Genomic DNA, 24,416 nt, shown 5'->3' with positions numbered 1-24,416 from the left:
CGGCTGAATCGCGGAACCCTCGCACGGAAACGCTGCCGCTGCGTCGCGCGCCGTCGGTTCCGGCACCGTAAAGATTGGCCTAGACCTATTGTGCGGGCCTGGGCAAGGCGGATAAGTTCGTCCCGGTTGCGCAGCCGGTACTTCCCGCACACTCCGCACGATTGTGGACAGCACGCATCGTCACGTACTTCGCCGGGGCGACCCGGCGTTCCAGGAGGAGATGCCATGTACCGCCGCTTCGCAGCCGCCGCAGCCACCATCCTCGCCGGGGCACTGCTCACTCTCGGTTTCTCCGGCACTGCCGAAGCTGCCCCGCCCGGCTTCTATCAGCGCAGCCACCACGCCTCGCTCGCCGAGTGCGACGCGGCGGGCAAGGCGGGCCGCCACATCTGGGGCGCGCTCTACTTCTGCGAGCCTTTCAGCCCGTCGCGGCCCGATGTGTACGTCCTGTGGGTCCGGTACTGAGCGAGCGCGACCGGGAGCGGTGCCACGTGGCGTGTTCTCGCGGCACGCTCCTCGCCCCGCGCTCCTGACCGGCGCGGAGGGCAGCGGTGCGGCCCGGTCGAGGTCCGCGCCGCATTCCCCAACGCCGAAGCCGCCCCGGGCGTCATGGCCGTGACAGCCACTCCGCCGGGGCCTGTTGCGCGCCCGGAGGGCGCCCAGTTCGCCGGAGGCGGCTGCCACTACCGGCCCGTCCGCAACGGGGTACGGGAGATCGTCGACCGAAATGACGAACGCCCCCGTCAAGGACAGGTCCTGGTACTTCACCGAGCGCCACACACCTTCGATCCGGTTCAGCTCCGGCGATCTGGGCGGTAGATCGAACAATTGGACTCCGATGGCCGCCAGTTCCTTGCGGCGGCCCTGAAAGACGTCGCCGCGGTGGATGGAAGCGTTGTCCAGCACGAGGGTGCAGGGCCGGTGCCGCGTGAAGCCGCACAGTGGCTGGGCCAGGCGGTCGGCGCCGCCGGGCAGACGGGCGATGCGGGTGCAGACGAACACGTTGACCCGTCGGTACTTGGTGTCCTCGCGCTTCACCACGACCCGGGTCCCGGTACGGGCCCATGTGTATCCGGTCGGCCGGGTCGGGGAAACCCACACTCGCCCAGGTAGTACAAATCCTCGACACCGGCTTCGGACCGCAGCCGCAGACTCTCCAGCCGCCTCCCTGCGGCGGCTGGGAGGTCCGGGTCGGCCTGGTCGAACGCTGTCACGAGTTCGTTTCCAGCGAAATTTGTCCCGATGCAGCAGCACTGACAACCAGGACGAGTGAAGCCTGACTCCGCGCTCACGGTGCAGCCACTCAGCCAGCGCCGGCAGCGTCCAAGTGATACCCGAGCCGCGGAGTCGACCAGCATCTCTTCCAACGCGTCCAGGTCTTCGCGCGTCCAGCGCGGCGGGCTCCCCGGACGCGGCGCATCCGCCAGAGCTTCGAACCCTCCGCTGAGGAATCGGTGCAGGGCCTTGCGCACCGTGACCACGTGCCTTTCCACAAGGGACGCGATCGCGGGCGAGGTCCGGCCCCGGGCCGCGAGCCGCACGCACTCCAGCCACATCCGCTCATTGGGCACGAGATCCCGGTGCCTCAACCGCCGCCATAACTCACCAAGATTGCTTAGAGCTCCTGGTGCGGGCAGCAGAGCCAGCTCTCGCGGCTCTGGAAACAGGTCGGAACAGGGGCGCCTTGTGGCAGCCGGGGATGGTCTGCGCAGGGTGCCCCGGTCTCACGCATGAGATCCGTCAGGGGCCTGCTGTCACGCGCAGCGCTCGGATCTCGGCCTCCTTCTCTGTGTCATGGCGCGGGGTGTCTGTTGCCGTCCGAGGTGCAGCGATGTGGTCATGTGTGAGCGGGTTGTGTCTCGCGGGTCATGAACATCGCCGTGGTGGGCACGCGCATCGCAGCAGGCTCGGAGGCTCCCCCTCCGGATGGGTTCCGTCTGGTGTTCCTGCCGGGCGGAAGGCGATGAGGAAGGATGATGTGGCTGTGTCGAAGGTCGAGGAGTCCGTCGAGGTCGATGTGCCGGTGCGTACCGTGTATGACCAGTGGACGCAGTTCGAGTCGTTCCCGAAGTTCATGGACGGTGTGGAGCGGATCGAGCAGCGCTCGGCGAAGCTGACGCACTGGGTGACGAAGATCGGTGGAGTGAGCCGGGAGTTCGACGCGGAGGTCACCGAGCAGATCCCCGATGAACGGGTGGCGTGGAAGTCGCTGGGGGATGAGGTGAAGCAGGCGGGTGTGGTCACCTTCCACCGCCTGGACGACAAACGCACGAAGGTCATGCTCCAGCTCGACTACGACCCCGAGGGGCTCGCGGAGAACGTCGGCGACAAGCTCGGCGTCGTGAAACGGCAGATCACCGGAGACCTGAAGCGGTTCAAGACGTTCATCGAGGACCGCGGACAGGAGACCGGTGCCTGGCGCGGCCAGATCTGAGGCCACCGGTGAGACCACACCCCAACACCACACCACCCACCCGCAACCGCAGACAACCCGGCGCAGCCCCCGCACCCACCAGCGCGGGGGCTGCGCCATGCGCCAACCTGCCACACCACCCCTGTCCTGCTGCGACGAAGCAGGACAGGCGAGACGCATGAAACCCAGCAGCAGGGCAACTCAGAAGCAGGACACCGTGTTTCTTCCCCCCGGTACCCTGTCCCCCCTGCGCGCGAAAGGCAGCCTGTCATGATCACCCCCACCTCCCAGGTCCTGCGCCCGCTACTCGCCCGCTACGCACAGGCCCGCGTCGCGGTTGAGCAGCAGCCGGACGCAGCGGCTCTCCGCGCTCTGGAGGATGTGTCGTACACGCTGTGCGTGCTGACCGGCACCGCCCGCGTCGAGGACGCTCTGGCGGCGGCGGACCAGATTCTTGAACGGCACACCGGCCCGGCCGCGGGGAAGGACTCGTCCGCACTGGCAGCCTGACCCGGCACGCCGTTGAGCAGAGCCGACCCTCCACGCAGGGACTGCGGAGCACTGTCGGACACGGGCCTGGTGGTCCTCGCAGACCGAGAGCCGCATCAGAGAACGTTCGCCCTGTAACACCGCTGGGAAACTCGTCAAAATGGTGCCCTCGCCGGAGCCCTGAAAGGGCTCGTCCTGGCTTCTGACGGGTGGTTGAGCGGACGCTGGGCCCGGGCTGGAGTGGGGTTGCTCGCCGGTGTCCTCCGGGCTCGCAGCAGCCCATTTCAGTCGTCGCCATATGGCGCCTGACCTGGTCTTTTATCATCCTCGCTCCTATGGTCGACCACGATCGAAAGGGGGCCGGATGGACCGGACCGTACGCACTGTCGAGGATGTTCTCGCGCTCTTGGACGGGCTCTTCGCATCTGAATCCGAGGCCGACCGTTTGGCCACGGGCGACGGCAAGGACTTCTGGGACCGCTTCTACACCGACCGGTCAAGGCCGGTCCCCTTCTTCGTGTCGAAGCCGGACGAGAACGTGGCCGCCTACCTCGACCAGGGGCTGATCGCTCCCGGCCGGGCCCTGGACCTGGGGTGCGGGGCCGGCCGCAATGCCCTGTACCTCGCCTCGCGCGGATTCGAGGTGGACGCCGTCGACCTCTCCCCGGTGGCCGTCGCCTGGGGCGAGGACCGGGCTCGCGCGGCTGAGGTCGACGTCCACTTCCTGTGCGGTGACGCTTTTGCCCTCCCTGCCGCGGAGTTGAGCGGTCCGTACGACCTGGTCGTCGACTCAGGGTGCTTCCACCACCTGCCGCCCCACCGCCGGGTCAGCTACCTGGCCCTTCTCGACCGCGTCCTGGCCCCCGGCGGCCATCTCGCGCTCACCAGCTTCGCCGCGGGCGAGCAGGGCATGGGGTCGGATCTCGCCGACGCGGACCTCTACCGCCAGCATGATCTGCAGGGTGGCCTGGCCTACACGCCCGAATCACTGCGCTGGATCTTCTCCGACCTGGTGGAGGTGCAACTGCGCCGTATGCGGGAGGAGCCTCCCGATTCAGCGTTGTTCGGCGTGACTTTCCTGTGGACCGCATTGTTCCGTCGGGGTGCGGCTGCCTCAGGCGACGTTCGCCCTGTTCACGACTTCGTGTAGTCCCTCGTCGTAGGCGGCGAACAAGTGCCGGACACCGCACAGGCGGGTATGGGTCGCACGCGTCGGGGCCGTGGCTCGCGACCAGGGCACTTGTGCTCGCCACCGCGCTCGGCCCACTGGCGTCCGGGGTGGGGCTGGAGGTTGAGCGGGCCGAACTCGTCCCTGCAGAAGATGACTTCGGGCTCGCCTTACTCCGGGACGGCCTCGCCGTCGGCGATCGCTTAGAGGTGCTCGACTCGGGCCTTCTTCGGGGCGTAATCGGGTCGTTCGAGAGCTTTCAGGTCTTCACGCGTTGAAAGGAGACGCCCTCCTCGCGGACCAGGACCCCAAAGCCCTCGTGGCTGATGTCGTCGACCACCCCCGACCAAATGGCTGCGATCGGATGCGGCTCAGGCTGGGGAGCAGCGGTGCCCGGCGTCGATCAGACGATGCGTGCGGCTCGTTCGGGGCGGCCGAGCAAGGATTTTCCGTACGTCTCGTGGGCGACCGCGGGGGAGGCGTTCACGTGCCGGGCGGCCATGTTCACGTCGCGCCAGATCCGCTGGAAGGGGCTGGAGTCGGCGAAGCCGCCGGATCCATGGGCGGTGGCCAGGAGCGCGATGGCGTCCACGACTTCCGTGACGGCGCGGCAGACCAGTGCCCGTGCCCTGGCCCGGTCCGCGAAGGCGAGAGGGGTGCCGCTCTCGGTCGCCGCGTCGAGTTCGTCGGCGACCCGCAGGGCGAGGGCCTCTGCGGTTTCGATCTTCACGGCGGCCTCGGCCACGTGCAGCTGGAAGGCAACCGATTCCGCCTGCGTGTCGTAGTACGTGCCCGCGACAGGTTTCTCCGACGCGTGGGCCAGGACGTGAGCGAGCGCGGCTCGGCCCATACCGAGCTGCGGGCTGAGGAGCGCCAGCAGCAGGACGGGCGCGACCGGCGCCCCGGCATCCTGGTCGAGCGGCCCGAACAGCTCCTGCATGCGAACCACTCGGCTTTCGGGGACGAACAGGTCCGTTGCCGTCGCTGTGCTGCTCGCGGTGGCGCGCATGCCCAGTACGTGCCAGGTGTCCTCGAACGTGAGGTCGCCTGCGGGGATCGCGCACAGCGCCTGCCCGGCGGTCCGGCCGGCGTCGTCGGTGAGCAAACAGCCGAGCATGACGTGCGTGGACAGGGAACCGCCCGAGTTGTAGGGCCAGCGCCCGGTGACGCGCCACCCGCCGGGAACCGGCCGGGCCTGGGCACTTGGTGCGAGGACCCCGGTGATCCTGACGTCCGGGCATCCCAGGAGCTCGCTGCGCGCGGGTTCGGGGAACCGTGCTGCCATCCAGGTACCGGCAGCCATGTGCGAGGTCAGCCAGGCTGCTGACCCGTCTCCTTCGGCGAGCGCGGCCACCACCTCGACCAGTACGCGTGCTCCGGCCTGTGTCCCGCCGTAGCGGGCGGGCAGCCAGAGCTTGAACATGCCCGCCTCGGCCAGCGCCGCAACGACGGGCTCGGTGAGCCGGCGCTCGGCCTCGCAGTCGGGGGCGTGTGTGCGCAGCAACGGGCTCAGGGAGCGGGCCTTCTGCAGTGCCTCGGCGCTCTTGATCACGGCGGTGGTTGTGGAAACGCTGGCGGTCATCCGCCCACGATGCGCCCCGTCATGATCGACGTCAATTGTGCATGGAGCCTGCCCCACGAGGACTCTCCAGGACCGGCCCCGCCCGGTGGACGTTGCCCGGGTTCCCCCGGCAACGGCGGAAGGAGGACAGCGGGCAGGCAGCGAGTCGAAGGCCCGCAGGGTCGCGGTACGCCGCCGCCCTCCGTCGCCCGCGGCCTCCAGGCGGGCGGAGTGCCCGGCCAGGGCCGCGACCAGGGCGCGCAGGCCCGCCTGGGCGACCGGCGTCCCGATGCAGGAGTCCCGATGTAGGAGCGCGGCCCATCACCCGTAGCCGAGGAGACGGTTCGGGGAGCGGTCGAGCACCAGGTCGTCCGGCCACGCGAAGGCGGCCGGGGCGCGGTTGGCCGCCGCGAACAAGGCGATGCCCCTCTGCCCCGCCTCGATGTCGATGCCGCCGATTCGCCAGTCCCGCACGGCGGTGGGCGTGGTGTCCTGCACAAGGCCGTCGAATTGACGTTCCTACAACACCCTGAAGTCGTATCGGTGTGTGGCCAACCGGTGGCCTGAGCAGCACGGATGCTCTGGAGTGGCGTCCAGCACCCACCAGACCCCGGTCGCGGTCTCTGACGACGAGGAACGCCGGGCGGCGATCGAGAATCCGAGGGTCTGGCTCGTAAGACCCGGTTCGCAGGCGTCCGAGCGGTGGGCCGGGGTAGACGACTGACCGGTCCGCCCATCGGCGCGGCCGAAACCCGGGAGAGGACACGATCAGCGTGAGCGACGCCGAGCACCAGAAGCAGAACCCCGACGGAGCGGCCGAACTCCTGGTGCGCTGCCTGGAGAACGAGGGCGTCGAGGTGGTGTTCGGCATACCCGGCGAGGAGAACATCCGTTTCACCAACGCCCTCGCCCGCTCGGAGAAGATCCGCTACATCCTCACCCGGCACGAGCAGGCCGCGTCCTTCATGGCGGAGATGCACGGCCGGCTCACCGGCTCGGCGGGCGTGATGTCCGCGACGTTGGGGCCCGGCGCGATCAACCTGATGCTGGGCGTCGCCGACGCCATGACGAACAGCACGCCCGTCGTCGCGATCACCGCGCAGGTCGGCAAGGAGCGCAACTACAAGGAGTCCCACCAGTTCGTGGACCTGGTGAGCATGTTCGCGCCGGTCACGAAGTGGTCGGCGAACGTCCCGGCCACCCGGGCCATCCCGGAGATGGTGCGGCGCGCGTTCAAGACCGCGGAGTCCGAGCGGCCCGGTGCCGTCTACCTCGCCGTGCCCGAGGACGTCGACGAGGCGACGGACGGCTCGGACCTGCGCCCGCTGCGCAGGAACGTCGTGCAGCCCGAGGCGCCGTCCCCGGAGCAGATCAAGCGGGCGGCGGAGCTGCTGCGTCAGGCCCGCCGGCCGGTGATCCTCGCCGGACACGGCGCGGCGCGCGGCGGCGCCGAGGAGTCGCTGGCGGCGTTCGCCACCGCACTCGACGTGTCGACGGCGACCACCTTCCACGGCAAGGGCGTCCTGCCCGACGACCACCCGTGCGCGACCGGCACGTTCGGCTTCATGCGGCGCGACTACACCAACTTCGGGTTCGAGGAGGCCGACGTCATCATCGCCGTCGGCTACGAGCTGCAGGAGTTCGACCCGTCCCGGATAAACCCGGACGGCGACAAGAAGATCATCCACATCCACCGCTTCCCGGCGGAGGTGGACGACAGCTATTCGGTCGATGTCGGCATCATCGGCGACATCTCCGCCTCCCTCGACGCCCTCGCCACCGCACTCGACGGCCTGCGCTGGACCGTCGACGACGAGGACGCCACGGCCACCCGCGCGCTGCTGGCCAAGGAACTCGAGCAGGGCGCCGCGGACGAGCGCTACCCGCTCGCCCCGCAGCGCATCATTGCCGACACCCGCGCCGCGCTCGGTCGCGACGACATCGTGCTGGTCGACACCGGCGCGCTGAAGATGTGGATGGCCCGGCTCTACCCGACGTACGCGCCGAACACCTGCCTCATCTCCAACGGCTTGTCCACCATGGGCTTCGCGCTGCCCGGCGCGCTCGCGGTCCAGCTCGCCAGGCCGCAGACGAAGGTGCTGGCGGCGGTCGGCGACGGCTCGTTCCTCATGCACTCCCAGGAGATCGAGACGGCTGTCCGCGAGAACATCCCGCTGACCGTGCTGATCTGGGAGGACAACGGCTACGGGCTCATCAAGTGGAAGATGGACCTGGAGGTCGGGGAGAACTCCAACACCGACTTCGGCAACCCGGACATCGTCCAGTACGCCCGCAGCTTCGGCGCGAAGGGCTACCACATCGAGTCCGCCGGGGACCTGCTGCCGACGCTCCGTGAGGCACTGGCGGACCCGGGCGTGTCGATCATCAACTGCCCGGTGGATTACGCCGAGAACATGAACCTCATCGAGCACCTCGGGCACCTCGACTCGGCGCTCTGACCCGCCCGCGCGGCGCGGCCCGACTTCCGTTCGGGCCGCGCCGCCCGGGCCGCTGTCTCGCCTCGCGCGCAGCGTCCCGCCCCGAGGACCGCGCCGGGCAGGACTGCGCGAACTCGTGCCGTCGCGTGCTGATCAGGCCTCAGTCGTATCTCCGCATACCGGACGGGGGGGGAAGGACGTGTTCAGGCGGTGAGCAGCTCGGTGATCTCATCGGCGAGCTTGGGGCCGAGCGAGCCCCAGCCGTCCTTGTAGCCGTAGACGCTCGCCAGGGTGCGGGCGTCGTAGTCGCCGTTGAGGATGTCGATGTCGGTGGGGGTGATGAGCGAGGGATGGGCGACGCCGACGGCGCCCGAGACCCTCATCAACTCCCTGCGCAGGGTGCGCAGGTAGCCCGCGGCCCGGACGGCCTTCGAGGGTGCGTCGATGCCGCGCGTCAGCCACGGGTTCTGGGTGGCGATGCCGGTGGGGCACGCGTCGGTGTGGCACTTCTGCGCCTGGATGCAGCCGATGGACAGCATCGCCTCACGGGCCACGTTGACCATGTCGACGCCGAGGGCGAACGCGACGACGGCGTTCTCGGGCAGGCCGAGCTTGCCGGAGCCGATGAAGGTGATGTCGTCGGTCAGCCCGCGCTCGGCGAACACGCTGTAGACGCGGGAGAAGCCCATGCGGAACGGCAGGGACACCGAGTCGGCGAAGATCAGGGGAGCAGCCCCGGTGCCGCCCTCGCCTCCGTCGACGGTCACGAAGTCGACCCCTCGATCACCTCGCTCCATCAGGGTGGCGAGTTCCTCCCAGAAGCCCATTTCCCCGACGGCACTCTTGATCCCGACGGGCAGTCCGGTCTCCGTGGCGAGCAGTTCCACGAAGTCAAGCATCGAGTCCACGTCGTGGAACGCGGTGTGCCGCGACGGCGACGCGCAGTCCTTGCCCGCGGGGATGTCGCGGATCCCGGCGATCTCGTCAGTCACCTTCGCACCCGGCAGCATGCCGCCGAGCCCCGGCTTCGCACCCTGCGAGAGCTTGATCTCGATCGCCTTCACGGGCCCGCTCGCGACCACGGACTTGAGTTTGTCGAGGTTGAACGTCCCGTCCTCGTTTCGGCAGCCGAAGTAAGCCGTACCGATCTGGAGGACGAGTTCCCCACCGTTGAGGTGGTAGGGCGACAGGCCGCCCTCGCCGGTGTTGTGCATCGTCCCGGCCAGCGCCGCACCCTTGTTGAGTGCCGTGACGGCCGCGCCGGACAGCGAGCCGAAGCTCATCGCCGAGATGTTGACGACACTCGCCGGACGGAACGCCTTCGCGCGGCCTCGTGGTCCGCCGAGCACCTTTGCCGAGGGCAACGGCGCCTGCGCGTCGTGCAGATCGGGCAGCCGACCGGCGAACGTGCGCTGCTTCACGTACGCGTGACCCTGCTCATGCTCGACGTCGTTGTCGGTGCCGAACCCGAAGTAGTTGTTCTCCTCCTTCGCCGACGCGTAGATCCAGCTGCGCTGGTCACGGCTGAAGGGCCGTTCCTCGTCGTTGGACGTCACGACGTACTGCCGCAGCTCGGGGCCGATCTTCTCCAGCAGGTACCTGGCGTGCCCCAGTACGGGGAAGTTCCTCAGCAGTGCGTGCTTCTTCTGCACGAGGTCGCGGGCGGCCACCAGCGCCAACGCCGTGGCGGCTGACGCGCCTATGTTCCGAGCACGCATGAAAGACGTTCCTCTCCTCGACTGGCTGAACCTCACCACGACCGGCTACCCCACGTCAGCGAAATGCCACGGGAGGGCGGCGACGGCTCTCCTCTTGTGCGCGGTCGGGGAAGCGGTCGGGGAAGCGGGCGGCGCGAGCAGTTCGCGCCGCCCGTGCTCCCACAGCCGCTTGCGCACGGTGGGCGACGACGCTTCGGCGGCGTCCTTGATCGGGTCGTCCACCACGGCCAGGTGGGTGCCCTTGCCAGTGAGACCCCCTCCGACACCGGCCATAACGGCTTCCCCCTCCGTCCCGGCGAGGTCGAAGCGGTTCGCGGCCGAGGAGCTGGGGCGCAGGCTGATGCCGAGCTGAGGGCTGTAGTTGAGGATCGCTTCCCTGATCAACCGGCCGTGGTCGTCGGCCACTTCAGAGGAGTACGAGGCGATCATCACCTGGCGCTCCGGACGCCGCCGCAGGTACCGGAGCGGCGCCCAACGGGCGGCCCTGCGGCTCTTGCCGTGCCGCGGGGGCATCCTCAGCAGGAGCTTCGTCGGCTTCCCGGCGGCGACCCGCCCGAACGCGGCGTCGATCTCCGCGAGGTGCGGGGGCCTGCATCTCCCCGCCCTCGGCGAGAATCGACGCCATCGCCCCGGGAGAGCGGTCCATCGCCAGCTCGCGCTCGATGCGGACGAGCTGGGCGCGGAGTGCGGGGGTGGACGCTGCGGCTATCTGACGGTGTTGGTGCACGGGAAGCGACCGGTGCAGGGCGAGGACCGCAGCCTCATCAGCCTTCGGCATCCCCGCTCTCGGCGGTCCCGGTCAGGGCGATCAGGCGTTCCAGCTCGGCCAGGCCCACAGTCCCGACCTGCACCGCACCGCCCTCCGGCCCGGGCAGCTCCGTACGGACCGGCCGGTCGAGTCCCAGGAGACGACTGCTGCGCTCGATGATCCGTACCGCACGGTCCACCGCCTGGTAATTCCCGGAGCGGATCGCCGCCCGGTAGACCGTGAAGAACAGCCGCTCCCATCGCACGCCGGGGGACGTAGGCGGTCGATCAACGCCCGGGAACTGGGAGGGGTGCTCCTTTCGTCGCGCGGAAGTCAGGAAGGTCGGGTGGTCAGGAACACTGCGCATGAACTTAGTTGAGTGCAGGCTTGTCAACTTTCTACGTGGTGAGCTATATAAGAGGGCGTAGGGCATCGCACCGTACACAGAAGAGGAGTGATCCGTGATGCTCATGCGTACCGACGCATTCCGTGAACTGGACCGGCTGACCCAGCAGGTGTGGGGGACCGCCCAGCACCCGGCAGTCATGCCGATGGATGCGTACCGGGCGGGCGAGGAATTCGTCGTCCACTTCGACATCCCCGGCGCAGTCCCCGAATCGATCGACCTCGACATCGAACGCAACGTGTTGACGGTGCGGGTCGAGCGTCGCTCCACCGCGCCCGACGGTGCCGAGATGATCGCCTCCGAGCGTGCCTCGGGAACCCACACACGGCAGTTGATCCTTGGCGACACCCTCGACACCGAGCGGATCGACGCCCGCTACGACGCAGGCGTCCTCACGCTGCGAATCCCGGTCTCTGAGAAGGCCAAGCCGCGCAAGATCTCGATCAGCGGGACCGGTGAAAAGCCCCGCCAGATCCCCGCATGAGCGCCACCGCCGCCCCGGAGCGCCGTCGCTCCGCCGATGACGCGCGCCGGCCGAACAGCTGCATACAAGGCGTGCGCCGGCAGGCGGGAGAGACGAGGGAAGGGGGCTTCGGGGAACTCGTGGGCCGCGTGCAGGCCGAAGGCCTCTACCCCTCCCCGGGCCATGCCGAGAGGGTCACGCTCGCTGTGCTGGCAGGCCTGGGCGCCCAGATCGGGGGTGACGAGTACGGGGAACTCGCGGCCCTGCTGCCCCGTGAGGCAGCTGCGGCCTTCAGCTCTCGGCCTCCGGCGCCGCGGCCGGTGACGGGGTACGGGTTCGTCCAAGAGCTGGCTGCCCGCAGGGGCACCGGGCACGGGCCCGCCCGATGGGACGCGGGATCCGTCCTGCAGCAGATCGCACGCCTGGCGGGGCCAGACCTTGTGCGGCGGATCCTGGACGGCCTCCCCGACGGATATGCCCTCCTGTTCGGCATCGCCCAGCTCACCCCCCGCGGCTGAGCCAGAGCGTGCCCGCTCCAGAACACACTGGGAGCGGGCACGTTCGTATTCCCGGCAGGTCAGAGCGCGGCGGGGAACCTTTCCCGGACCCGGTGCTGGGAGAGCAGTCCCGTGATCTCCTCCCGTACCGCCGGGCCGGACCCGCCCAGCACCACGCCCGGTGCGAGTTCCGACACTTCGGACGCCTCCAGCACCGGTGCCGCTCCCGCCCGGCCGCCGATCGCCTTGCCGTGCCGGTACGCCTCCGAGACGAGGAGCAGGACGTGCGGATCGGTCGGGCCGCCCGCCCGCTCGTCGGCCTTCGCGTCCCGCACGCCGTACGCGTCCGCCCCGGGCAGGGGCGTACCCGCCAGCAGGACCGCGTCGAACCGGCGGAGACCTCGAACTGGCGGAGACCTCGAACCGGCGGAGACCTCGGACCGGCCCACGCCGGGCCCCCGGGCGGCGACACCGGTGAACTCGCCGATGTGCGCGGCCCACCGGCGCCCCCACAGTGGCTGCTGCCAGTGAAGAACGGCGGCACCACGCGGGCCCGGACCCGTGGGACGACGGGTTCCGGTCCCCGGCCCGGCGTGGTCGCGCCCTCGACGAGAGGACCCCCATGCAGCAGCACCTCCACCCCGGTGGAACCTCCCCGCACCGCCACCGCCGGTCCCTGACGCTCTCCCGCACCGTCACGAGCATGTACGTCGGCGTGTTCGCGGGCGCGGCCCTGGTGGCCGCGACGATCCCCGGCGCGCAGGCGGCGGAGAACCCGTACGAGCGGGGGCCGGCGCCCACACAGTCGAGCATCGAAGCGAACAGGGGCTCGTTCGCCACCACGCAGACGTCCGTCTCCCGGCTGAGCGTCAGCGGATTCGGCGGCGGCACCATCTACTACCCGACCTCCACCGCCGAGGGCACGTTCGGCGCGGTCGCGATCTCCCCGGGTTTCACCGCGACCCAGTCGTCCATCGCCTGGCTCGGCCCACGGCTCGCCTCGCAGGGGTTCGTCGTCTTCACCATCGACACCAACACCACCGCCGACCAGCCCGCCAGCCGCGGACGCCAACTGCTCGCAGCACTGGACTACTTGACGCAGCAGAGCACGGTGCGCGGCCGGATCGACACCTCCCGGCTGGGGGTGATGGGGCACTCCATGGGCGGCGGCGGCACCCTGGAGGCCGCGAAGAGCCGCACCTCGCTGAAGGCCGCGATCCCGCTGACCGGCTGGAACACCGACAAGACCTGGACCGAACTGCGCACCCCCACCCTGGTCGTCGGCGCGGACGGCGACACGATCGCACCCGTGGCGACGCACTCGGAGCCGTTCTACGGTTCGCTGCCCGGCTCGCTCGACAAGGCGTACCTGGAACTGCGCGGCGCCACGCACTTCACTCCGAACACCTCCAACACCACCATCGCCAAGTACAGCATTTCCTGGCTGAAGAGGTTCATCGACGACGACACCCGCTACGAGCAGTTCCTGTGCCCGCTGCCGCAGCCGAGCCTGGCGATCGCCGAGTACCGGGGGAACTGCCCGCACACCTCGTGACGGGCGGCGGGACACGGAGGGGCCGGAGCAGTACGGCTCCGGCCCCTCACCCGCCGGTCGGTCCCGCCGCGTGGCCCTGGACCGGGGTGTCGCGCGCAGAACCGCGTTCCCCTCGCGCGGGTCCGGACTGTGCCGCCGCACAGCCGGGACCCACCCGCGTTGGGACGGTGCCCCGATCTCCGCCGCGTGGGCGGACGGGAGTCTTCCGCAGTTCTTTACGCGGAAGTAACGTGACGGCGTGACCCCCTCCACGACCGCGCGCGCACCGCTCCGGCTGTTCGGCCGAAGCCATGAACTCGCCGTACTGGAAAGCCTGTTGGTCCGCGGCGGCGCCGGGCGCGGGGGTGCCCTGGTGGTGGCCGCCCCGCCCGGCCAGGGCCGTACGGCACTCCTGCGCCAGGCCCTCGCCGACCACGCCGAACACCGCCCGGGAACGGTCCTGGAGGCCACCGGAGCGCCCTGTGAGCGGCTGCTGCCGCGCAGTGGGCTGCACGCGCTGCTCTGTTCCGCACCAGGGCCGCTGCCGATCGCGCCCGAGCAGGTACTGCGGTCCGGCTTCACCGCCACCGCCCTGCTCGCCCTGCTGCGTGAACTCGCCCGTACACAACCGCTGGTGGTCTGTGTCGACGACGCCCACTGCTGGGACCGCGACTCGCGCACCGCACTCGCCTTCGCCGCCAGACGGCTCGGCGCGGACAGCCGTATCGTCCTGGTGGTCAGCACCGCCGACGAAACGGAGTTCGCCGGGCTGTCCGTCCTGCGCCCCGGCCCCCTCGACGACGACGCGGCCTCGGCCCTCCTGGACCGGCTCACCGACGGCACGGACGGCGTGGACCCCTGTGTGCGGGCCGAGCTGATGAGGCAGGCCGCGGGCAATCCGCGCCTGCTCGCCGGTCTCACCGCGTGCCTCACCCCGGGCCAGCTGGCCGGGTGCGACCCGCTCCCGCATCCTCTGCCCGGCGGCGAGAGTGTGCTGGAGGCCCATGCCGCTCTTCTGGACGGGCTGTCACCGCAGACGAGAACACTGCTCCTGCTGACGGCCGCCGCGGCCGAGCACGAACCCGACGGCACCGGAACCGACGTGATGCTCCTCCTGCGCGCGGGGGCCGGTGCCGGGCTCGGCGCCGACCTCGTGGAGCAGACGCTGACCTCTCCCGGCGCGACGGCCGGTGCCCTCCGCCGCGCGGGGGACCGGGTGCACTTCCGCCACCCGCTGCTGCGCCGTGCGGTGTTGAACAGCGCACTCCCGGCACACCGCCGGGCAGCCCACGCCCTGTTCGTCGCGCTGCTCTCGGGGCCCGGATCACCGCCTCTGCCCCGGCTGGTCCAGCGGGCCTGCGCGGCCTCCGGGTCCGACGACGTACTCGCCGGGCAACTCGCGAGGTACGCCGGAGAGCCGGGCCCGCACGCCGAGCGCGCGGCAGCACTCGTCCACGCCGCGGACCTCACCACCGATGCCGCACTGCGTGCCGCACGCTTCGCCGAGGCCGCCGAGCAGACCCGCCTCGCCGGCGACCCGGGCCGCTCCCGCGCCCTCCTGGCGCGACTGGGCCCGCCTGCCGTACCCGCAGCGCCCCTGCAGCATGCCGGGCCCTTCAACCGTGACGACAGTACGGCGTCCGGTCGTGGCGCGGGTTCGGCCGAGGGCGGGGTTTCGGGCCAGGGTCAGGCGTCCGTTCACCGCACGGCTTCCGGTGAGGGCGGGGCTTCGAGGCGTGACGAGGGACATGACGCGGCCCGCGACCACGACGCCCGTGTACGCGCTGCCCACCACGTACGCGTCGCGCACGGTGCGGCACAGTGCGTACGAGGCCTGCTCCTGCTGCGCGACGGACCGGCCGCCGACGCACGCGAAGCCCTCCTCACCGCAGCCGACCTGCTCCTCGCGCACGATCCGCGCCGCGCCCGGGAGGCCCTGCTCGGCGCGGCCGAAGCAGCGTGGGCCACGGGCGAGGCCCCTGCCTTCCTCGACGCCATGCAACGCATCCCACCGGCCACGGACGACCCTGCGCTCGCGTACTACGGGGCGGGCATGTGCGCGGTCCTCGACGGGCGTACCGCCGAAGGGCACACCCAGCTCCAGCGCCATCTCGACACGGCCAAGGGCCCTCGTTCGCCCGAGGAACTGTTGCGTGCTGTCGTCGCGGCGCTGGTGCTCGGCGACATCGACGCGGCCTGCCGGACCGGCGCGCGGGCCCTCGCCGCCGTACGGTCGACAGGTTCCCAGGTTCTGTTGCCGAAGGCCTTCGAGCATCTGGCCCACGCCGAGCTGCGGGCCGGCCGGCACGCCCGGGCGCGGGCCCATGCGACGGAGGGGATGCGGGCCGCCCGCCGTACGGGACAGTCGAACACGGCCGCCCACCTGCACGCTGTGCTCGCGCTCGTCGCGTCGGTGGAGGGAGACGCCACGGTCTGCGCCACGCACTGCGACGCGGCCCTGGCCGGCGCCGCTCCGCACGGTCTCGTCCAGGCGGCCACTCTCGCCACCTGGGCGCTGGCCCGGGCGGAACTGTCCCACGGTCGCCCTGCCGAGGCGCTCGCCCGGCTCGCCCCGCTGGTACAACCAAAACCACACCGCGGCCACTTCGCCGTCCGGATGCTCGCCGTGCCGTGTTACGTGGAGGCGGCCGTGCTCTCCGGGCGCGCGGAGTCCGGACCGGTCGGGGCCTCGCACGAGCCGGCCGACTGCGCTCCCGGTGCTCGCGCCGCGTGCGCCGCCTCGGCGGCTGTGGCGGAGTTCGCCCAGTGGGCCGAGCGCACCGCGGACCCGCAGGCCCCCGCGCAACTGGCGCGCTGCCGAGCCCTGTTGGCACCCCCGGAAGAGGTGTGCGTGCGGTACGAGGAGGCACTGGCCCTTCACGACCGTGCGGGCGGCGACTTCGAACGCGGCCGCACCCAACTGCTGTACGGCCAGTGGCTGCGCCGTCGTCGGCGCACCCGGGACGCCCGCGGCCCGCTGAGGGACGCCCTGGTCTCGTTCGAGCGCTGCTCCGCCCGCGTCTGGGCGGAGCGCGCCTCGGGGGAGCTGCGCGCCGCCGGGGAGGCGGTCGGCACCTGCAAGACACCATTGGCCGTGCTGACCCCGCAGCAGGATCGGATCGCCCGGTATGTGGCGGAGGGCGCCACCAACCGCGAGGTGGCGGTCCGCCTCTCGGTGAGCCCCCGGACGGTCGACCACCACCTGCGCAACGTGTTCGCCGCGCTGGGCGTCCGGTCACGCACGGAACTCGCACGGCTGATGGGACGGCAGGCCTGAAGCACGGTGAGAAGCCGGGCGCGGATCGGGTATCGGATACATGACGTACACCGTCATGAGCCTGCTCTGCACGTTGCTCGTGCTGGTCGCGGTCCTCGCCCACCAAGGGCTGATCTCCGGGTGATTCCGCCCTGGAGTATGGAGGTGCGGGCACGGGCACCCGGCGGGCCGGGCCAGCCGACTGTGCTGGGCGGCGCGGCCGGAGCGGGGGGTGTGAGGTCGAGGAGGGCCCAGCGTCGTAGGCTGTTGGCGGCGGCTTCGGTGCCGCGGCCCGCTTGGCACCCAGCTGGAGCGGCTGCTGACGTTGACCGGCGTCGCGCCGTTCCTGACCTTGCTCCCTGATCTCGCCGTGGCCCGCGCTGCGGCCGCGCACGCTCCGGGTCCCTGATGGACAGCGCGCACCAGGAGTCCGGGCGGTGCGGGCCGCGACGCCCCACCCCCGACGGGACCTTGATGGTGCAGGGAATCTGCCGTCCGGGAAGGTGATGTGAATATTCGGCACTGATGGGCGCATGCGTGCAGCGTGAGCTCAAGTTCAAGCCGGCGGAGGCAGCTGCCCTCCCACGTTCCGCAGCATGCGCTGCAGCACCTTCAGGGTGACCAGGTACTCCTCGTCCGAGACATCCCGGTGGACCAGCGCCCGGCTGGCCCGCTGGGTCTCGCCCGCGCGCTGGTGCAGTGCCCGGCCCTCGTCGGTGATCCGGAGTCGGCCGGTCTCGTCCTCCACGAGCAGCTTCCGCTCCACCAGGAGGTCGATGTCGGGGGCCAGCCCGGCGCCGACGTCCAGGTTGGCCTGCTGGGCGGTGATCACCTCGTCGCGCGTCGCGCCGGTTGCGCTGTGCAATACCTGGTGCAGCACCCACCACTGGGGCTGGGTGATCCCGATCGCCGCGAGACGCCCTCGGACGTATGCCGTGAGCGTCTTGTTCGCTGCCCAGGTCCAGTACCCGATCGGCTGGTTCACCAGTTGCTCGTCGTCGTGCGAGTACGCCATGACGTCCGCCTCCTCGGCAGTGCGCTGCGGGAACTTCATGATCGCCAGCCTCCCGGAGCATCGGCAGGAAGTCCAAGAACGAGCTCCTCTCGCGACCATCACCGCGCTGTATGGAGGAACCGGCGCGCGAGTTCTGAGGCAGCAGGCGTGGGGCAGGTCGACCCCGCCAACGGCTGCCCCGTCTCACCGAGCCAGAACATCGCAGGCTCCACATCGTCCACGCCCTCCACCAGCACCCGCCGGCGCTCCGCAGGTCCCGGCTCCCGCAGCCTCACCCTCCGCACCCCGCCCCGCCGGACACCCGCACCCACTGTGTGTCCGAGGGGTCCTCGATGACCAGCGGCCGCCGCCACGCCCGGTAACGCCCGGCCGTCCGAGCATCCGCGACCACCTTGGCCCGATCCACTTCCGTATACGCCGCAAGATCACCGGCCGCACTGTGGGGAACGTAGACCCACCGGGCCGAGAACCCCTTGGCAATCGCACCCGGCAGCCAGAACCGCTCATAGCCACCCGCCCCCGCCCGGGCCGGTACTTCCAGCACAGCGAGCTGTGCCTGCTCCGACAGCCGCATCCCCGTACGGACCATCAGATCCACGAACACCGCGTTGCGGGCCGCCCACCGCCCACCGCCCCCTGAACCCGCCCCGCGGCAGCCCGTCGTGGCCGTACCCGCGCACCCCCACATCCCGCCACCGCCGGTACGCCGCCGGCGCTAGCCACTCCACCCGCTGCCCGCCCACATCATGCGTGTACCTCGCCGGGACCGAATCACCTCGCCCCCGACGCCCGCACCGCCCCCCCCACGCCCCGCCCCGGCGCGAACGCTGCGGAATGGGCACCGGCCCCACCTGCCGCTGCTGCACCGCCCACTGGAAAAACTGATGGACGTGCGCGACTTCCTGACTCCACGTACTGCCCGCCACCCGAGGCCCCGCCGGATCCCGACGCCGCCGCCAGCCGAAGAGATGGGTGGTGGAGCGGAGCATCTCGTGGCTGATGCGATCTCGCCGGAACTGCCGCGACTACGAGAAACTGCCGTCGCACGCCGAAGCCCATCTGGCCTGGACCGTCATGACCCTGATGACCCTGATGACCCGACGGTTGACCAAGCCCGTCGCTCGCTGGCGTGTACCCAAGGCCCCGCCGCCCCCGCCACCGAGACCGTTGCGGATCAGGCTGCACCTCTGGACTGTCCGCCTCGCTCCCGCAGCTCTGTGACCGGAAGAATCACATGGCTGGAGCCGTTGGCACAGGTCCGGCCTCGGCATGGGTAGGCGTCGTTGATCACGTAGTTGGTGTTCGGCTGCTCTTAGTCGTAGATGGGAACGGGTGTCATGGTGCGTGGTCGCGTCCGTCCCGTGGCGCGAAGGCGGCGAGGGCGTCGGCATCGGTCGCGCGAGCGTGCAGGAAGTAGTCGGCCCATGCGTTGATGTCGGGGTAGGACGAGTCCTGGCTGAGCTGGGTAGCTGCGGCTTGGAGGTCGAAGTGTGTGGTGCGGAGATCGACGCCCGGGCCTAACAGTGCCCAGTGTGCTCCGGTTCGTCCGTAGGGCATGCCGATGCTGCCGGGGTTGATCACGAGTCGGCTGTGGACGAGGCGGACGAACGGCATGTGGGTGTGGCCGCAGACGACGGTGCGAATATCGGCATCGAGTCCGTCGAAGACTTACCCCCAGCGGTCGAGGCGGGAGTCGACGAGGACGACTTCCTCGTCGTCGCGAGGGGTGGCGTGGCAGAACAGCACCTTTCCCAGGCCTTTCACGGACAGGGATAGTGATCGTGGCAACGAGCTGAGAAGGTCGAGATGGTCCTCGCGGAGCTGTTCGGCTGCCCAGGGGGCGATCGGATCGGGGATCGTTTCGCGTTGATCCCGGCGGTATTCGAGGAGTTCGCGGTCCGCATTGCCGCTGATCCAGACGGCGCGGTCGCCGAGGCTGATCAACAGGTCGAGGACCTGGGTCGGTTGAGGGCCTGCGGTGATGTCGCCGGTGAGCACGATGTGGTCGGCGGTGCTGACGTCTGGTTCGGCGAGAACTGCTTCCAGGGCTGGCAGGACTCCATGAATGTCGGACAGGACGGCTACTCGGTTCAGCATGGTCACCACAGTGGGGTGGAGACGGCCGCGTGGTGTGGTCGTTCGCCCGGCGCGTAGTTCCCGAGGCGGAGACAACCGATTCCTTCGAGGCGTCAGCCGAGTCACAGCGCGTCACGGATCGAGGAGAAGCGGGACGGCTTCTGGGCCGATTCCCCTACCCGAGAATGGCGAGCGCGGTGTCGGGGCGGCACGCAGCACGTGCCTCCAGCCCGTCGGCGAGTGCGCGGCGGGCGGCCATCGGTGGTGACCGGCGTGCCGTGGGCGGCGAAGCAGGTCCCAACGAGTTGATCGCCGCAGACCCCGCTATGACCACCGGCGAGATAGCCGACATGTTCGGCGTGCACCGGGCTGCCGCCACCAAACTCCCTGCGCCCCTGCGCGCCTCGTCCTCACGCCGCGTGGGGCCCGCAGCGTCGTTTCTGCCGGGGGCGCCGTGCGCCCGGTCAGCTATGCGCGGGTGTCCTTGGCGTCGGGCCGGGGAGCGGAGCTGGTGGCGGGGGTGTGAGGTCGAGGAGTGCCCACCGGCGGCGGCCGTCCTCGGCCGCTTCCGTCCCGCAGTCTGCCACTCCTTGGGCGGCGAGGGCATGCAGGAGGGAGCCGTCGTCGGGGCGGCCGGTGTGGGGTCCGCTGCTGAGGACGAGCACCAGGGCGTGCTGTTGGTGGTCGGCGAGGTGCACGCCCAGGTGGGTTCCGCCGTCGTCCACGGCCGCCGTCACGAGAAGCTCGACCACCGCCCGGGCGGTGTCCTCGTCGAAGCGCGCGTAGCCCCACTCGTGCAGCGCCTGCACCATGCGTCGGCTCGCGCCGCGTGGTGTCCAGGGCTGGGATTCCAGGGGCCAGTTCCGGCAGCGCCGGTCAGCGATCCGGGTCTGCATCCACGACTGCGACGGCTGCGGCTGTTTCGGTGGCGGTTCGGGGGGAGGCAGCGGCCGTTTGGGCGGCGGTTCGGTCCTGGGCGGATAGGTGGGCCGGTGGGATGGTGCTTCCACAAGTGCCTCCCGCGCGTACGGACTTCGGCCTGCGCTCAGAGTAGACCCGCTCGGATACCGGCGGGTTCACTTCCCGTACGGGAGCGGTGATGCGCCGGGAGAGCACGTTGAGCCCCTCGGGAAGCTGCGGAGGACGGGCCTGCCACGAAATTCTGATTCTCCTGGCACCCCGTCCCCGCGAGGTCTCGGCCGCCCGTGGCGGGGGCGACCCCGGTCATGGGACCACCAAAGCCGGCACGCCCGACGTCGGCACCGGCCGCCGTGCATCGTGGCATCGGGAACCGCCGCGCCTGATTCCCTGCGCGGGGGCAGACTGAACCTGCCCGCTGCCCGGCGACTGATCGCACCTCTCGCACTGCACGGGAAGACCAGCCCCGGCGGCCAGGCAGCGCTCGCCAGGGCCCAGCTCGCCCGGCGCAGGGCCGAGGTCCCCTGCCTTGCCTTCACTGCCACGGCACGGTCTGGCGGCGTCCCGTTCCGTCAGACGTCCGCCCCGTCCGCCCGCACGATGATCTTGCCCTGGTTCTCGCCCCGTAGCATCCCCAGGAACCCGTCCACAATGCTGCCGAATCCGTCGACCACGGTCTCGTCGAGCGCGACCCGTCCACTCTTCAGGTGCGGCACCACGAACTCGTACAACTCCTCCTGCACGTCCCGATAGTTGCTGACGAGGAACCCCTCCATGCGCAGGCTCTTCTCGACGATGTCGGGAAGGTTGCGCAGGGCGTAGGGCGTGCCGGTGCTGTTGTACTGGGCGATCGTGCCGATCCGTACGATCCGTCCGTACTCGCGCAGCGAGGAGATCGCCGCTTCGAGGGGTTCGCCGCCGACGTTGTCCATGTACAGGTCGATGCCGTCGGGCGCCGCCTTGGCGAGCAGCTCGGCCGCCGGGCCCGAGCGGTAGTCGAAGGCCTCGTCGTAGCCGACGTGCTCGGTCAGGTAGGCGGCCTTCGCCGCCGTGCCCACGCTGCCGACGAGCCGTCCCGCACCCATCAGTCGGGCGAGTCGCCCGGTGGCCGTCCCCACGCCACCGGCCGCCGCGGAGACGAACACGTCCTGCCCCTCGCGGAGCTCCGCGATGCGGGTGAGCCCGACGTAGGCGGTCAGACCGGTGCCGCCGAGGATGCTCAGGTGCGCGGAAAGCGGTACTCCGTCGAAGCGCGGGACGGCACGGACCTCTGCGGGAGTGACGACGGTGTGGGTGCGCCAGCCCTGCCGGTGGAAGACGATGTCGCCCTCGCGGAGCGCCGGCTCCCGGGAGTCCACGACCCGGCCGAGGGTGCGGCCCTCCAGCGGGGCGTTCAGCGCGAAGTCCCCGTCCATCATCTCGCGGTGGTAGGGGTCCACCGACCAGTACAGGTTCTCCACCAGCGCCGTTCCCGGGCCGGGCTCCGGCACCGCGGACTCGACGAAGGCGAAGTGGCCGGGGGTGGGGAAGCCGTGGGGGCGGGCGGTCTGGTGCACGGCAAGCATGGTTTCGGTCATGCCGACGACCGTAGGGAGGAATGCCGAGGCCGGGGAGAGGGTTGCGCTCATGGTACGGCCCGACCCATGAAGAGTCCTCATATCAGCAGGTGGGACCTCCTATGACAGCCGCAGAACACAGATCCGCAGCCGCCACGGCGGCCGCCGCCACCGACCTCGCCCCGCACGAGCTGCGCATCCTGGTGGCCGTCGACCGCGAACGCGGGTTCTCGGCGGCCGCCAAGGCTCTCGGGCTGACCCAGTCCGCGGTCTCGCATTCCGTCCGCGGCACGGAACGCAAGATCGGAGCGATTCTCTTCGAACGGGGCCGCAAGGGTGCGACACCCACCCCGGCCGGTGCCGCCGCCGCTGCCCACGCCCGCCAGGTCCTGCGGCTCCTGGACACCCTGGCCGTGGAAGCCCGCGGTGCGGAGCGGGGCGCGATCACCGGCCCGCTGCGCATCGCCGCCTTCCGCAGCGCCGTCCTCCACCTGCTGCCACCCGTCCTGGGGCGCCTCACCACCCGCCACCCCGGCATCGCACCGGAGGTGTACGTCGTCCGCGAACTGGGCGCGGGCACCGCGGGCGAGGTCGCCGAAGGGCGCGCGGACGTGGGTATCGGGACGATCAGCTCCACCTTGCCCGTGCCCGCCGGGCTCATCGGCGACGTACTCGTCGAGGAGCCCTATTCGTTGGTGCACCCGGTCGGCCATCCCGCCCCGCGGTCACTGCCGTTGGTGGACTGGCACGAGAACTGCGGTTCCTCCACCCGCAGGTGGTGGGCCGGGCAGGACTGGATTCCGAAGGCGACCGTCCTGACCGAGGACGACGGGGCGGTGCTCTCCCTGGTGAGCAGAGGTCTCGGCATGGCGATCATGCCTGCACTCTCGCTGAGCGAGGCACCCGACGGCGTCGAGATCACCGACCTCGGCCCCGACCGGCCCACCCGGTCCGTGGGGTACATCACCACCCCTGAACTGGCTTCCAGCGCCGCTGTCCGCGCCCTGATTCGCGAGCTCAGAGCAGCCCGCCGGTGAAGGCCGGGCGAACGGACCGCCTCCCGGGTGCCCATGGCCCCACGAGAAGACCGCCATGCGCTGTGCGGACTCCGTACCCGCCCGGCTGGAACAGGCCGCCGAACAGACCTGTCCCTACGCGGCATTGCCAAGGCGGGCGCCGACAGCTTCACTTGAGCGATGCCGACCTTTGCCACCACGCTGACGGGCTTCTGGCCGTCGCGTCGTGATGATCTCTACGACGGGCTCTGTTGCCAGGGGATGTGACCGCGCCGCCACGGGACCGGGCGTTCCGGAGCCGTGGATACCCCCCACCCTGCCGTCCCTTCGGCATCAACGGAACCGAGGTCCGTCATGTCCGTGACCGATGAGCTGCTGGCCAACAACGCCCACTACGCCGAGACCTTCACCGGGCCTCTGCCTCTGCCTCCGTCCAAGCAACTCGCCGTCGTGGCATGCATGGACGCCCGCCTGAACGTGTACGAAGCGCTCGGTCTCCAGGAGGGCGAGGCTCACGTCATCCGCAACGCCGGGGGAGTGGTCACCGCGGACACGCTCCGCTCCCTCGCCATCAGCCAACGCCTCCTGGGCACCGAGGAGATCATCCTCATTCACCACACCGACTGCGGAATGCTGACGTTCACCGACGACGGGTTCAAGGACACGGTCCACAAGGACACCGGTCTGCGCCCGCCGTGGGCGGCGGAAGCCTTCGACGATCTGGATGCCGACGTCGCGCAGTCGATCGCCCGGATCAAGGCCGACGCGTTCGTCGTGCACAAGGACAGCATCCGGGGGTTCGTCTTTGACGTGGCCACCGGCCGGCTCACCGAAGTCCGTTGACGGGGAGGGACGTTCACACGCCGACGGCCAGGCCCGTACGGTCGTGAGACCGTCTGCTCACGCCGTCGCCCTGCACGCCCGAGCGGCACATGCTGGTGGGTGCCCCGTGCTGCGGAGCCTCTCGGATGTTGTGGGGGTGGGGAGCCGTCGCGGGGTGCGCCCGGCCCGCAATTGTTGTCTGGCTTGCGCGCTGAGTGGTGAGCGGTACGTCCCCGACGACGGACGCGCGGGGGGCCGTCGCCGACTATGCGTGGTCGCTGCGGCGGAGGTGTACTTCGGGGAGCACTGCCAGTGCACCACG

21 protein-coding genes and 4 pseudogenes are annotated in these 24,416 nt (G+C 70.4%); 11 read left to right on the top strand and 14 right to left on the bottom strand.

All coding sequences use genetic code 11. The features are described from left to right. Window positions 1-225 precede the first annotated feature (225 nt). Window positions 226-465, top strand: a complete 240-nt coding sequence (locus tag ACIO3O_RS39105; RefSeq protein WP_401754520.1) for a hypothetical protein — start codon at window positions 226-228, stop codon at window positions 463-465. Between the two features lie 303 nt (window positions 466-768). On the opposite strand, the pseudogene ACIO3O_RS39100 reads toward ACIO3O_RS39105, so the two are convergent. After that, window positions 769-1,320 (bottom strand): annotated as a pseudogene (locus tag ACIO3O_RS39100) (transposase); the annotation flags it as partial. Continuing rightward, window positions 1,299-1,556 (bottom strand): annotated as a pseudogene (locus tag ACIO3O_RS39095) (helix-turn-helix domain-containing protein); the annotation flags it as partial. The pseudogenes ACIO3O_RS39100 and ACIO3O_RS39095, both read right to left, overlap by 22 nt. Window positions 1,557-1,984: 428 nt before the next feature. On the opposite strand from ACIO3O_RS39095, the gene ACIO3O_RS39090 reads away from it, so the two are divergent. The 3 genes from ACIO3O_RS39090 (at window position 1,985) to ACIO3O_RS39080 (ending at window position 4,052) form a co-directional block, all read left to right on the top strand. Then, entirely contained in the window at window positions 1,985-2,434 is a 450-nt protein-coding gene (locus tag ACIO3O_RS39090) for an SRPBCC family protein (protein WP_401754683.1), read from the top strand. Window positions 2,435-2,683: 249 nt separating this feature from the next. Continuing rightward, window positions 2,684-2,923, top strand: coding sequence for a DUF5133 domain-containing protein (locus tag ACIO3O_RS39085; protein ID WP_401754517.1), 240 nt, complete (start codon window positions 2,684-2,686; stop codon window positions 2,921-2,923). 343 nt (window positions 2,924-3,266) lie between these two features. Then, window positions 3,267-4,052: a class I SAM-dependent methyltransferase gene (locus tag ACIO3O_RS39080; RefSeq protein WP_401754514.1), complete on the top strand. Its 786-nt coding sequence runs from the start codon at window positions 3,267-3,269 to the stop codon at window positions 4,050-4,052. Between the two features lie 6 nt (window positions 4,053-4,058). Here ACIO3O_RS39080 and ACIO3O_RS39075 read toward each other — a convergent pair. The 3 genes and pseudogenes from ACIO3O_RS39075 to ACIO3O_RS39065 all read right to left on the bottom strand — a co-directional run. Beyond that, a pseudogene (locus ACIO3O_RS39075) lies at window positions 4,059-4,431 on the bottom strand (IS630 family transposase); the annotation flags it as partial. 42 nt (window positions 4,432-4,473) lie between these two features. Further along, window positions 4,474-5,652 (bottom strand): acyl-CoA dehydrogenase family protein, encoded by a 1,179-nt coding sequence (locus ACIO3O_RS39070; RefSeq protein ID WP_401754511.1) that lies wholly within the window; start codon window positions 5,650-5,652, stop codon window positions 4,474-4,476. Between the two features lie 300 nt (window positions 5,653-5,952). Then, on the bottom strand, window positions 5,953-6,129 hold the full coding sequence (locus ACIO3O_RS39065; RefSeq protein WP_401754508.1) for a hypothetical protein: 177 nt from the start codon (window positions 6,127-6,129) through the stop codon (window positions 5,953-5,955). Window positions 6,130-6,404: 275 nt separating this feature from the next. Between ACIO3O_RS39065 and ACIO3O_RS39060 the strand changes: the two genes are divergently transcribed. Then, window positions 6,405-8,090 carry an acetolactate synthase large subunit gene (locus ACIO3O_RS39060; RefSeq protein WP_401754505.1) on the top strand — a complete coding sequence of 562 codons (1,686 nt, stop codon included), beginning with the start codon at window positions 6,405-6,407 and terminating at the stop codon, window positions 8,088-8,090. A 182-nt stretch (window positions 8,091-8,272) separates the two neighbouring features. Here the strand turns inward: ACIO3O_RS39060 and ACIO3O_RS39055 are convergent, their stop codons facing one another. From ACIO3O_RS39055 to ACIO3O_RS39045, 3 genes are all read right to left on the bottom strand, one after another. After that, complete coding sequence (locus tag ACIO3O_RS39055; protein ID WP_401754502.1) at window positions 8,273-9,787, bottom strand: FMN-binding glutamate synthase family protein; 1,515 nt, start codon at window positions 9,785-9,787, stop codon at window positions 8,273-8,275. A 45-nt stretch (window positions 9,788-9,832) separates the two neighbouring features. Continuing rightward, the gene (locus tag ACIO3O_RS39050) at window positions 9,833-10,300 is read right to left on the bottom strand and encodes a terminase large subunit domain-containing protein (protein ID WP_401754500.1); all 468 of its coding nucleotides are present in this window, start codon (window positions 10,298-10,300) and stop codon (window positions 9,833-9,835) included. Between the two features lie 251 nt (window positions 10,301-10,551). Beyond that, a complete protein-coding gene (locus tag ACIO3O_RS39045; protein ID WP_401754498.1) occupies window positions 10,552-10,800 on the bottom strand; it encodes a hypothetical protein in 249 nt (82 codons plus the stop codon). Between the two features lie 199 nt (window positions 10,801-10,999). On the opposite strand from ACIO3O_RS39045, the gene ACIO3O_RS39040 reads away from it, so the two are divergent. Together ACIO3O_RS39040 and ACIO3O_RS39035 are read left to right on the top strand one after the other, a co-directional pair. After that, complete coding sequence (locus ACIO3O_RS39040) at window positions 11,000-11,425, top strand: Hsp20/alpha crystallin family protein (RefSeq protein WP_401754680.1); 426 nt, start codon at window positions 11,000-11,002, stop codon at window positions 11,423-11,425. A 119-nt stretch (window positions 11,426-11,544) separates the two neighbouring features. Then, on the top strand, window positions 11,545-11,922 hold the full coding sequence (locus tag ACIO3O_RS39035) for a DUF2267 domain-containing protein (RefSeq protein ID WP_401754495.1): 378 nt from the start codon (window positions 11,545-11,547) through the stop codon (window positions 11,920-11,922). 59 nt (window positions 11,923-11,981) lie between these two features. On the opposite strand, the gene ACIO3O_RS39030 is transcribed toward ACIO3O_RS39035, so the two are convergent. Further along, complete coding sequence (locus tag ACIO3O_RS39030) at window positions 11,982-12,350, bottom strand: hypothetical protein (RefSeq protein ID WP_401754492.1); 369 nt, start codon at window positions 12,348-12,350, stop codon at window positions 11,982-11,984. Between the two features lie 173 nt (window positions 12,351-12,523). Here ACIO3O_RS39030 and ACIO3O_RS39025 point away from each other — a divergent pair, with 173 nt between their 5' ends. Both ACIO3O_RS39025 and ACIO3O_RS39020 read left to right on the top strand, forming a co-directional pair. Further along, window positions 12,524-13,456, top strand: a complete 933-nt coding sequence (locus ACIO3O_RS39025; protein WP_401754489.1) for an alpha/beta hydrolase family protein — start codon at window positions 12,524-12,526, stop codon at window positions 13,454-13,456. A 238-nt stretch (window positions 13,457-13,694) separates the two neighbouring features. After that, the gene (locus tag ACIO3O_RS39020; RefSeq protein ID WP_401754486.1) at window positions 13,695-16,712 is read left to right on the top strand and encodes a LuxR C-terminal-related transcriptional regulator; all 3,018 of its coding nucleotides are present in this window, start codon (window positions 13,695-13,697) and stop codon (window positions 16,710-16,712) included. Between the two features lie 535 nt (window positions 16,713-17,247). Here ACIO3O_RS39020 and ACIO3O_RS39015 read toward each other — a convergent pair. The 5 genes and pseudogenes from ACIO3O_RS39015 to ACIO3O_RS38995 all read right to left on the bottom strand — a co-directional run bounded on the left by ACIO3O_RS39015 (window position 17,248) and on the right by ACIO3O_RS38995 (window position 22,277). Continuing rightward, complete coding sequence (locus ACIO3O_RS39015) at window positions 17,248-17,745, bottom strand: MarR family winged helix-turn-helix transcriptional regulator (protein WP_401754483.1); 498 nt, start codon at window positions 17,743-17,745, stop codon at window positions 17,248-17,250. 232 nt (window positions 17,746-17,977) lie between these two features. Next, window positions 17,978-18,304 carry a hypothetical protein gene (locus ACIO3O_RS39010; protein WP_401754480.1) on the bottom strand — a complete coding sequence of 109 codons (327 nt, stop codon included), beginning with the start codon at window positions 18,302-18,304 and terminating at the stop codon, window positions 17,978-17,980. Window positions 18,305-19,041: 737 nt separating this feature from the next. Beyond that, window positions 19,042-19,803: pseudogene (locus tag ACIO3O_RS39005) on the bottom strand (metallophosphoesterase family protein). A 443-nt stretch (window positions 19,804-20,246) separates the two neighbouring features. Beyond that, window positions 20,247-20,594: a hypothetical protein gene (locus ACIO3O_RS39000; RefSeq protein ID WP_401754477.1), complete on the bottom strand. Its 348-nt coding sequence runs from the start codon at window positions 20,592-20,594 to the stop codon at window positions 20,247-20,249. Window positions 20,595-21,272: 678 nt separating this feature from the next. Next, the gene (locus ACIO3O_RS38995; protein WP_401754474.1) at window positions 21,273-22,277 is read right to left on the bottom strand and encodes an NADP-dependent oxidoreductase; all 1,005 of its coding nucleotides are present in this window, start codon (window positions 22,275-22,277) and stop codon (window positions 21,273-21,275) included. Between the two features lie 101 nt (window positions 22,278-22,378). Here ACIO3O_RS38995 and ACIO3O_RS38990 point away from each other — a divergent pair, with 101 nt between their 5' ends. Then, window positions 22,379-23,293 (top strand): LysR family transcriptional regulator, encoded by a 915-nt coding sequence (locus tag ACIO3O_RS38990; protein ID WP_401754472.1) that lies wholly within the window; start codon window positions 22,379-22,381, stop codon window positions 23,291-23,293. A gap of 333 nt (window positions 23,294-23,626) precedes the next feature. Next, window positions 23,627-24,115 (top strand): beta-class carbonic anhydrase, encoded by a 489-nt coding sequence (locus tag ACIO3O_RS38985; RefSeq protein ID WP_401754470.1) that lies wholly within the window; start codon window positions 23,627-23,629, stop codon window positions 24,113-24,115. Window positions 24,116-24,416: the final 301 nt, after the last annotated feature.

This window comes from Streptomyces sp. NPDC087440 (assembly GCF_044744005.1).
GTDB lineage: Bacteria > Actinomycetota > Actinomycetes > Streptomycetales > Streptomycetaceae > Streptomyces.
This window is presented reverse-complemented; position numbering and strand designations above follow the sequence as displayed.

What these genes read in the sequence shown, in the direction of transcription:
- ACIO3O_RS39105 (WP_401754520.1), top strand. Translation starts at nt 226, where the DNA reads ATGTACCGCCGCTTCGCAGCCGCCGCAGCCACCATCCTCGCCGGGGCA.
- ACIO3O_RS39085 (WP_401754517.1), top strand. Translation starts at nt 2,684, where the DNA reads ATGATCACCCCCACCTCCCAGGTCCTGCGCCCGCTACTCGCCCGCTAC.
- ACIO3O_RS39080 (WP_401754514.1), top strand. Translation starts at nt 3,267, where the DNA reads ATGGACCGGACCGTACGCACTGTCGAGGATGTTCTCGCGCTCTTGGAC.
- ACIO3O_RS39070 (WP_401754511.1), bottom strand. Translation starts at nt 5,652, where the DNA reads ATGACCGCCAGCGTTTCCACAACCACCGCCGTGATCAAGAGCGCCGAG.
- ACIO3O_RS39055 (WP_401754502.1), bottom strand. Translation starts at nt 9,787, where the DNA reads ATGCGTGCTCGGAACATAGGCGCGTCAGCCGCCACGGCGTTGGCGCTG.
- ACIO3O_RS39050 (WP_401754500.1), bottom strand. Translation starts at nt 10,300, where the DNA reads ATGCCCCCGCGGCACGGCAAGAGCCGCAGGGCCGCCCGTTGGGCGCCG.
- ACIO3O_RS39040 (WP_401754680.1), top strand. Translation starts at nt 11,000, where the DNA reads ATGCTCATGCGTACCGACGCATTCCGTGAACTGGACCGGCTGACCCAG.
- ACIO3O_RS39025 (WP_401754489.1), top strand. Translation starts at nt 12,524, where the DNA reads ATGCAGCAGCACCTCCACCCCGGTGGAACCTCCCCGCACCGCCACCGC.
- ACIO3O_RS39015 (WP_401754483.1), bottom strand. Translation starts at nt 17,745, where the DNA reads ATGAAGTTCCCGCAGCGCACTGCCGAGGAGGCGGACGTCATGGCGTAC.
- ACIO3O_RS39000 (WP_401754477.1), bottom strand. Translation starts at nt 20,594, where the DNA reads ATGGTGCAGGCGCTGCACGAGTGGGGCTACGCGCGCTTCGACGAGGAC.
- ACIO3O_RS38995 (WP_401754474.1), bottom strand. Translation starts at nt 22,277, where the DNA reads ATGACCGAAACCATGCTTGCCGTGCACCAGACCGCCCGCCCCCACGGC.
- ACIO3O_RS38990 (WP_401754472.1), top strand. Translation starts at nt 22,379, where the DNA reads ATGACAGCCGCAGAACACAGATCCGCAGCCGCCACGGCGGCCGCCGCC.
- ACIO3O_RS38985 (WP_401754470.1), top strand. Translation starts at nt 23,627, where the DNA reads ATGTCCGTGACCGATGAGCTGCTGGCCAACAACGCCCACTACGCCGAG.